Here is a 253-nt window from a genome sequence, read left to right as displayed (position 1 = left end):
TGGTGTGATTTTGATCTCCAAGTCGAAGAACCCGCCGCGTGAGCGTCGTGGATTCGCCGGCTCCGGTACGGTCGATCCGTTGAAGGCTTCGAAGAAGGCTTCCGGTAAGAAGAAGTAAGCATTGACGCAGAGCAATCTCTGGTTGCTCTGCCGCTTAGTGTGTAGGTGTTGTAGCTCGCATCGTCTGCGGACTTAGTCGAAATGAGTAAGTCGACGGCAGGATGACAAATTGAACTTAGGGCGCTCGCAATAG

The 253-nt window shown here is 53.0% G+C and carries 1 pseudogene; it reads left to right on the top strand.

Features of this window, described 5'->3' with window-relative positions:
- Positions 1-118 (top strand): annotated as a pseudogene (locus JAO32_RS19940) (50S ribosomal protein L3); the annotation flags it as partial.
- Positions 119-253: the final 135 nt, after the last annotated feature.

The sequence above is a fragment of the Terriglobus sp. ADX1 genome, from assembly GCF_036877645.1.
GTDB lineage: Bacteria > Acidobacteriota > Terriglobia > Terriglobales > Acidobacteriaceae > Terriglobus.
Note: the sequence above shows the minus strand (reverse complement) of the source record. Positions and strands in the feature narration are given on the sequence as shown.